Annotated in this window: 9 protein-coding genes and 2 pseudogenes; 6 read left to right on the top strand and 5 right to left on the bottom strand. The window is 42.1% G+C overall.

All coding sequences use genetic code 11. The features are described 5' to 3' along the window. Nucleotides 1-546, bottom strand: a pseudogene (locus tag RMO35_RS22895) (glutamate synthase subunit alpha); the annotation flags it as partial. A gap of 263 nt (nucleotides 547-809) precedes the next feature. Here RMO35_RS22895 and RMO35_RS22900 point away from each other — a divergent pair. Next, nucleotides 810-2093 (top strand): DUF6745 domain-containing protein, encoded by a 1284-nt coding sequence (locus RMO35_RS22900; RefSeq protein WP_309744668.1) that lies wholly within the window; start codon nucleotides 810-812, stop codon nucleotides 2091-2093. Between the two features lie 250 nt (nucleotides 2094-2343). Here RMO35_RS22900 and RMO35_RS22905 read toward each other — a convergent pair whose 3' ends face one another. Together RMO35_RS22905 and RMO35_RS22910 are read right to left on the bottom strand one after the other, a co-directional pair. Then, complete coding sequence (locus tag RMO35_RS22905; protein ID WP_309744670.1) at nucleotides 2344-2631, bottom strand: BrnA antitoxin family protein; 288 nt, start codon at nucleotides 2629-2631, stop codon at nucleotides 2344-2346. A 3-nt stretch (nucleotides 2632-2634) separates the two neighbouring features. Further along, entirely contained in the window at nucleotides 2635-2901 is a 267-nt protein-coding gene (locus RMO35_RS22910; protein WP_309744672.1) for a BrnT family toxin, read from the bottom strand. A gap of 407 nt (nucleotides 2902-3308) precedes the next feature. Between RMO35_RS22910 and RMO35_RS22915 the strand changes: the two genes are divergently transcribed. Next, on the top strand, nucleotides 3309-3506 hold the full coding sequence (locus RMO35_RS22915; RefSeq protein ID WP_309744674.1) for a ribbon-helix-helix protein, CopG family: 198 nt from the start codon (nucleotides 3309-3311) through the stop codon (nucleotides 3504-3506). Further along, nucleotides 3503-3914, top strand: a pseudogene (locus RMO35_RS25480) (type II toxin-antitoxin system death-on-curing family toxin). Before RMO35_RS22915 ends, RMO35_RS25480 begins: the two are co-directional and overlap by 4 nt. Nucleotides 3915-3969: 55 nt before the next feature. Here the strand turns inward: RMO35_RS25480 and RMO35_RS22930 are convergent. Next, nucleotides 3970-4392, bottom strand: a complete 423-nt coding sequence (locus tag RMO35_RS22930) for a hypothetical protein (protein WP_309744681.1) — start codon at nucleotides 4390-4392, stop codon at nucleotides 3970-3972. After that, a complete protein-coding gene (locus tag RMO35_RS22935; protein WP_309744683.1) occupies nucleotides 4389-4688 on the bottom strand; it encodes a type II toxin-antitoxin system HicB family antitoxin in 300 nt (99 codons plus the stop codon). The genes RMO35_RS22930 and RMO35_RS22935 overlap by 4 nt, the downstream gene beginning before the upstream one ends. Nucleotides 4689-4915: 227 nt before the next feature. Between RMO35_RS22935 and RMO35_RS22940 the strand changes: the two genes are divergently transcribed. From RMO35_RS22940 to RMO35_RS22950, 3 genes are all read left to right on the top strand, one after another. Further along, complete coding sequence (locus tag RMO35_RS22940; RefSeq protein WP_309744685.1) at nucleotides 4916-5233, top strand: type II toxin-antitoxin system Phd/YefM family antitoxin; 318 nt, start codon at nucleotides 4916-4918, stop codon at nucleotides 5231-5233. Then, complete coding sequence (locus RMO35_RS22945; RefSeq protein ID WP_309744688.1) at nucleotides 5223-5549, top strand: Txe/YoeB family addiction module toxin; 327 nt, start codon at nucleotides 5223-5225, stop codon at nucleotides 5547-5549. The genes RMO35_RS22940 and RMO35_RS22945 overlap by 11 nt, the downstream gene beginning before the upstream one ends. Before the next feature lie 163 nt (nucleotides 5550-5712). Next, the gene (locus tag RMO35_RS22950) at nucleotides 5713-5955 is read left to right on the top strand and encodes a hypothetical protein (RefSeq protein ID WP_309744690.1); all 243 of its coding nucleotides are present in this window, start codon (nucleotides 5713-5715) and stop codon (nucleotides 5953-5955) included. The last annotated feature ends 97 nt before the right edge of the window (nucleotides 5956-6052 follow it).

Genomic DNA, 6052 nt, shown 5'->3' on the forward strand with positions numbered 1-6052 from the left:
CGCCCTAATTGCTGTATGTGCCAGCTTGCGAATCACAAATAACTTCCGCTCGAATGCTAACTCATCCGCCAGTTCAGGCAATTTGGCAATAAATACCTGCTGCATAAACGGTTCACTCGATCGAGCCGTCTCACCCAAAGAACCATTATCCGTCGGCACATCCCGCCAACCCAATACCTTCAATCCTTCTGCCGCGACAACTTCAGCAAAAATCTGGCGACTTTTCGATCGAATCACCGGATCTGGCGAACCATACACCGCCCCGACTCCATACTGTCCCGCTGCGGGTAATTCAATCCCTTCAGCCTGAGCCACCTTCTGCATAAACTTGTGGGGCACCTGCATCAAAATCCCCGCCCCATCTCCAGTATTAGTCTCACAACCGCACGCGCCACGATGATCGAGATTCACCAGAATTGTCAGTGCTTGCGCCACAATCTCGTGCGACTTCGCCCCTTTCATCTGCGCGATAAAACCGATACCGCAAGCATCATGCTCAAACTGCGGATCGTATAAACCTTGTTTGACTGGGTGACTAGTGTTCATGGATTGAGGATGTAGGAACGATCGATCGGGCTGGGGAGTAGAATGCACAATTAAGGCTGATTCTAGAGCCTACTATTTTCTAACGCATTTTCGCGGTTAGGGTAGCTACTGATACAAATATTTAACCTCAGATGCTCTGTCAGGAGAAGCTGAGTTGAGTTTATTGGGTTCCATTCTTCAACCCAACGTACAGATATTTGCTAATTTATAATTAAGATAGCAGGATCGATATAGTCAATATTTAAATTAAAGGAATATTTATTATGACTGAATGGACAGAGAGCATTAAACAGATTTGGATAAATAGAAAACAGGAGGAACATAGAGCATATCGAGAAGGTAGATTAGCTCAAAAAGTCCAGTCATTACCAGGATATCAATCGCTAAATCTTAGGAATGCAGAAACTAGAATTGGTATCCATCAGAGTATTCTTGATGCGCATGATTTCTACCGCCTGAAGGTTGAAGCTGAAGATTATGGATCTGTATTTGTATTCAAAGAAATTATTCAAAATCGTGACGTATTTGTTGTTGAGGTCGGTACTGAAGGTAGCCGTGGTTGGATTGAGTTATTCGATGAATATGGTCAAAGCCTTGGATCTGCCATAACAGCAGCGGAACGTCTTGCTTGGAGAGATATAGATATAATTCGTGCGTCATACACTCAAAATAGTAAGCTACCAGCAGAATTAACCACTAGACGCACAAGAAACGACTGTTTCAGTAGTGAGCAAGAAACTAAGATTTCTACTTGCTTTGATAAATGGAAGAAAATTTGCTTTTCGACTGAAATTATTGATAATGGCATTGCTGCCGAAGCTATTAAAGCCGCCTATCACATATCTGGAATTACTGTAGAACCAGAAATCCATTTTATTAATAGTCCATATGCAGCATTAGCCTCAATAATTGGCGAAGTTGCAAACGATATGAAACTCTCTACAGATCGACTGATGGAAAGCGGTGAGCAGATCGCTATAAAACTAGAAAGTAGTTTTAATTCACAGCAGAGTGCCAAAATTTTACAAAATTTGGTTAGCCATCTGGAAGAGCAAGTTTACGCTCAGATAGATACTCAGTTGAAAAAAGATTTGTTTATAGCGTTGTATGATTCTCTATGGGTAGAACAATCTGATTTAGTAATAAAAATATTAGAAAGCCACATTACAAAAGAAATATGGAATGGATCGAAAGAGAATGGATCGTGGGCTTATATTTTTCGGATTGTAAGAAAACAGCTTCGTCGATCTATTATTCGTCATGAATATTTGTGTATGCAAGCAGCATCCCTTGAAGCTTATATTTCAGTATTGGGTTATGACTGCGATCTGAATCGATTATCAATACTTGAATCACTGGCATCTTCCTGTGGATGGATAATTCCAACTGAAAAATCTTTGACAGTCTGTGGTCGTCCAATTAAGTTTTCATTCGATTTAGAAGGAAACCTACACGCAGATGAAAGTGCCGCAATGAAATTTGCTGATGGTTTTAGCGTGTATTCTGAGCATGGAAATATTCAGCGAATTATCAATAACGAAATCTAACCCCGATCGATCGGTATTGAGGAGTATTTTTATATCCTGTTGGGATAATCGATCGATTACTTACTTCGAGAAACCTAACGATTTCAGTGTTTGAGGTTCGATCGATCGATATTGAGGAGCATCTTTGTATTCTGTTGGAATGATCGATCGATTACCTACTTCGAGAAACCTGACAATTTTAGTGTTTGAGGTTCGATCGATCGGTATTGAGGAGTATCTTTGTATCCTGTTGGGATTATCGATCGATCGACTAATTTGAAGCCAGACGAGTTTGTCCCAATTCTTCGCGTAACACTCGTCTCAAAGTTGATTCTAGAGGCTCATGCTGCTTGTGAATATGGGTTCGCAATGCTTCATTCAGTAATGTTTGATAGTTACCTCCTCCTGCTTGATGAACTTGTTCCCGGAACCAGTCTAAAACATCATCATCAATCCGAATCGTAATCCGCGTTTTTCCCGCACCAATCGGATCGATAGCACCTCGTTTCCCTTGGCTGAAATCATATTCTACTTCTACAGAATCGTGTTCCACTTCCATGATTTATTCCTCTTCGTACTGTCTTCGTTCTTGACGTGTTGCCGCTCTAGCTGAAATCAACCTAATTTCCCGATCGCGCCAGGTATAGACCACCACCAGCACTCGACCTAGAGCATCTAGCCCAATGGTAATAAATCGCTCTTCATCGAATCGTTCATCTAGTGTTGTGACTGCGAGATCGTCTGAGAACACAGAAACTGCATCGGCAAAATCAATCCCGTGCTTACTGAGGTTCGTTGCTGCTTTATTTTTGTCCCACTGATACGCCATTCATCTATTATATGCACAATCGTACATATAAGTTACATTTCACCAGAAACCCAACAATCCCAGTGTTTGAGGTTCGATCGATCGTCATTGAGGAGCATCTTTGTATCCTGTTGAAATGATCGATTACCTCTCGGCGCGGCTACGCCAACGATTATCTATTTCGAGAAACCCAATGATTTTAGTGTTTGAGGTTCGTTCGCGTAGCGTACCGGAGGTAATCGATCGTCATTGAGGAGCATCTTTGTATGCTGTTAGAATTATCGATCGCGTAGCGTACCGGAGGTAATCGATCTCATCATTGTGCTTAGGATATCATCACAGATAGTCAAGAACATATCGATCGCACTCCCCATTTAGGTTTGGCGAAGTTATAATGCTAAATATCTACAACATCAAGGAACTCCCGAATGGCTTCTATCACCATTGACATTCCAGATGAGCAACTTCATAAATTGCAGCAATTGGCACGAGACAGTCAAGTTTCACCAGAAGACTTACTGCGTGTGAATATAGAAGATTGGCTAGCTCGTCCTCAAGATGAGTTTACCCAAGCAGCAGATTATGTTCTCAAGAAGAACGCTGAACTCTATCGTCGGTTAGCATGATTCGTCATCTAACCTTAGCCGAAGTAATCGAGCTACATAGTCAAATCCTCGAACAGGCGGCAGGAAGTAGCGGTATCCGAGACATGGGTGCATTAGAATCTGCGATCGCACAACCACGGATGACTTTTGGTGGTGCCGAACTTTATCCCACAATTATTTAAAAAGCTTCAGCCTTGGGGTTTTCAATTGTGATGAATCATCCATTTGTTGATGGTAATAAACGTGCTGGACACGCAGCAATGGAGACATTTCTGGTGTTAAACAGGGTGGAGATTAAGGCGGTGGTAGATGAGCAAGAACGGGTGATTTTGGCTTTGGCTGCGGGTGAATTAGATTCTCCTAATGGAGACGCTTCGCGAACGGGATGCTTTTACTGACTGGTTACGGACAAGTGTTGCCTCTAGATGACAGTCCATCGTCATTGAGGAGCATTTTTAAACGCTGTTGGAATTATCGATCGCGACTACGCCTCCATCGTCCAATTTTCAACTAGCAGATTGGGTATTCGCTCGAAATCTCGTGCAATTCTCGATAGCAAGATACCTTTGTTTGCTAACACGATCGAGGCAATACGTAAATCCTGAGTACCAACTCTAATTCGCTGCGACTTTAGATCTCGATAGATAGATTGAGATTGTGCTGTAAACTGTAGAACTTCAAATTCAGACAATAATTTCACTGTTTCCGACAGCCATCGATAGGCATTAGCCAGTGCATCTCCATCTTTAGCCTCAGATATTTGTGCCAGCCTACCGCGCACTTGTTCTTCGATATTAATTACGGTAGTCGTCAAAATAATCGACTGTTGTTGCAATCTGTCGATTAATACTGGATGATTCCTACCATAAAGACTCAGATGGTCGGTATCGAAGACATAAAGTGTCATATTTCATCTTCGCACTCATTGGCGACTTGACGAATATTAACAAGTTTTTCCATCAAATCGTCGAAAGTTGGATCGTTCTCTAAAATACCTGCATATTGCATGGGCGTAAAATTAATTTTAGGTTCGATCGAAATTGTCACGATCTTACCTGTTGACAATTGCGACTCTAATTCGGTTTTGGCATTAGCGATCGCTTCCCCTTCTGTATTCCCATTAACAGCTATCGACGGTATTTCAAGTACAGAAGCAGTAAAACCTCGATCCGAATGACTTTTGACAAAAACTTGATACTGCATTTTTTAACCTCAGCCTCAGTTGTTATCATTATTGCATATTCATCTTGTGAATAGTTCGACCTAGTAGCTCTGTCGGTTGGGTTTTGACATTCACCCCAACAATTTCAGTGTTTGAGGTTCGATCGATCGTCGTTGTGGAGCATCTTTATATCCTGTCGAAATTATCGATCGCCATATCCCGACAAGCAGTAAGTTATAATCGACATACGAGACTCGGATACAACCGTATGACTAGCAGCGAAATTAGCTATACCGAAGCACAGAGTAATTTAGGCGTTCTGCTCGATCGTGTAGCAGACAGCAAAGATATTATCATAGTCAAACGAGACGGCATCGATAAAAACGTCGCTCTCATCGCCGAAACAGATCTCAGCAGCCTCTTAGAAACAGTTTATCTATTTAGATCTCCAGCCAACGCAACTAGATTGCATCGGGCAATCGATCGAGCCAAACAAAGAGATCTCCAAGGCTACGAACATTCGGAGCCAGAGAACCCATCACAATCGATCGCTATATTGTGTGAGGAGTTGGGAATTGTCCGCTAAAAAGAAAGATAAAAATCGCTCGGAAAATTCTCAGCCAGAAATAATCATCGTTCAAAGGCGAATTATTTTTGACGAAGACTTCAGAGAAGATTTGCAATGGTGGTATCGGCAAGATGTTCAAAAAGCTAACAAAATTCTCGATCTGGTAGAATCTGTTTGTATAGATCCCTTCTCAGGAATTGGTAAGCCAGAGCCACTAAAATTCATGGAAGCAAATACATGGTCACGAAGAATAGATTTAGAACATCGACTAATTTATCGAATCAAAGATGAATCTATCCAATTTTTACAAGCCCGTTATCACTATGAAAATTAGAGGCAATCCCAGTGATTGAGTCTCGATCTCTGTTGAGGAGCATCTTTGTATCTTGTTGGAATTATCGATCGTGGTCTCTTCGATCGCTTTACTCGCTAGCGGAGCCTGTCATGAGAGAGAATCGGGTAAAATTAGGAGGCTGTAGTAAATTGCGGTGTAAACTATGACAGAACTGCTTCAACAGGTAATCGCCCAAATCGAACAACTGCCAATCGATCGACAAGAAGCGATCGCGGCTCGGTTTTTAGCAGAATTGGCGGAAGAACAACAAGCCGAGAACGTCTGGGTTGAAGATATCCGAACGAAAATCGATGCTGCCATTTCAGCCTCAGAGCAAACACCACCGATCGATGGCGAGACATTCGTCAACCAGATTTTAGAGCGGTTTCAACGCGGTCGAGTGTAAGCATGAGTCTCTATGTCATTAACGTTCTTGCTAGTCGAGATCTTACTGAAATCGCTGACTACTTTGCCGAAACCAATGTAGAAGTAGGCGAACGATT

The sequence above is a fragment of the Chamaesiphon sp. OTE_20_metabat_361 genome, from assembly GCF_031364565.1.